Annotated in this window: 1 protein-coding gene; it reads left to right on the plus strand. The window is 62.3% G+C overall.

Annotated elements, in window-relative coordinates:
- Positions 1-70 precede the first annotated feature (70 nt).
- The coding region (rodA, locus tag IL54_RS03040; protein ID WP_037477694.1) for a rod shape-determining protein RodA at positions 71-1,114 on the plus strand (1,044 nt) is incomplete at its 3' end.

Here is a 1,114-nt window from a genome sequence, read left to right on the forward strand (position 1 = left end):
GCAATGCTGCCGATGCGGATAATGGTGCCGTCGCCGCACCCTCACCCGTCAGCAATGAGAGCGATGCACCATGAGCCTCGTGCCGCAGCCGCTGACCCAATTTCCCTGGCGCGTCATGGCCTTGCTGCTCGCGATCGCGACCTTCGGTACTCTGGTGCTCTACAGTGCGGCGGACGGCAACATCTTCCCCTGGGCCGTCAACCAGTCGGTACGCTTCTGCATCTTCTCGGCCATGGCGCTGGTCCTTAGTCGCATTCCGATCGAGCTATTCTCGCGCTTCGCTTTTCCCGCCTATGGCAGCGTGCTCATCGCCTTGATCCTGGTCGAATTGATCGGCGGGGTCAGAGGCGGGAGCCAACGCTGGATCAACCTCGGCTTCATGCTGCTCCAGCCGTCGGAGTTCATGAAGCCGATCATCGTGCTGGCCGTCGCGCAATTCTACGCCAGGCTGCCTGTAGGAGAAATTCGTCGCTGGAACGCGATCTGGCCTGCGCTGGTGCTCATCGGTCTGCCCTGGTCGCTGGTACTGATCCAGCCGGATCTCGGCACCGCCACGATGATCCTGGCGGGCGGCGTGACGGTCATGTTCCTCGCCGGACTGCCGCTGCGCCTGTTCGTGGGGTCTGGGCTGGCGCTGGCCGCCATCGTCCCGATCGCCTTCAGCTTCCTGCACGACTATCAGCAAAAGCGCGTCCTGATCTTCCTGGACCCTGAAAGCGATCCTTTGGGTGCCGGCTATCATATCAGCCAGTCGAAGATCGCGATCGGTTCCGGCGGCATCTGGGGCAAGGGCTTCCTGCAGGGCTCACAAAGCCATCTCGACTATCTGCCCGAAGGCCATACCGATTTCGTTTTCGCCACCATGGCGGAAGAATGGGGGCTGGTTGGCGGCATCATCATGATCGGTGCCTTCATGCTGCTGTTCCGCTGGGGCCTGCGCGTCGCGATGCGGACCCCCGACAAGTTCGCGCGCCTGGTCGCGGCGGGGCTGACCACCACGATTTTCTTCTATGTCGCGATCAATCTGATGATGGTGATGGGCCTGGCACCGGTCGTCGGCATCCCCCTGCCCTTCATGTCCTATGGCGGGTCGTCGATGCTGACGGTCATGCTG

It is taken from the genome of Sphingobium sp. ba1 (genome assembly GCF_000743655.1).
Classification (GTDB): Bacteria; Pseudomonadota; Alphaproteobacteria; order Sphingomonadales; family Sphingomonadaceae; genus Sphingobium.